Origin of the sequence: Sciscionella sediminilitoris (genome assembly GCF_000737195.2) — a bacterium.
In the GTDB taxonomy this organism is placed as follows: Bacteria; Actinomycetota; Actinomycetes; order Mycobacteriales; family Pseudonocardiaceae; genus Sciscionella; species Sciscionella sediminilitoris.
On the sequence record NZ_JALM01000204.1, the window covers coordinates 1 to 499 of the forward strand.

Sequence of the window (499 nt, forward strand, 5' to 3'; positions counted from 1 at the left end):
AGAAGGACAGGTAGCGCTCCTTCTCCGCGCGTTCGGCGATGTGCGGGTAGTGCAGGTCAAAGGCGGGCCGCTCGGACCGGATCCGGGGCAGCGAGGTGAAGTTGTGCCTCGGCGGTGGTGTGGAGGTGGCCCATTCCAGGGACATGCCGTAGCCCCACGGGTCGTCCTGGGTGACGACCTCGCCGTAGCGGTAGGAGCGGAAGACGTTGTACACGAACGGCAGCACCGAGAAGCCCAGCACGTAGGAACCGATCGTGGAGATCGTGTTCAGCGTGGTGAACCCGTCCGAGGCCAGGTAGTCCGCGTACCGGCGCGGCATCCCCTCGTTGCCCAGCCAGTGCTGCACGAGGAACGTCAAGTGGAACCCGATGAAGGTCGTCCAGAAATGGACCTTGCCGAGTTTCTCGTTGAGCATGCGTCCGGTGATCTTCGGGAACCAGAAGTACATGCCCGCATAGGTCGCGAACACGATCGTGCCGAACAGCACGTAGTGGAAGTG

The 499-nt window shown here is 62.9% G+C and carries 1 protein-coding gene; it reads right to left on the bottom strand.

What is annotated here, in order from left to right:
- On the bottom strand, positions 1–499 hold a 499-nt coding region (locus AD72_RS35175), incomplete at both ends, for a cbb3-type cytochrome c oxidase subunit I (RefSeq protein ID WP_197285178.1).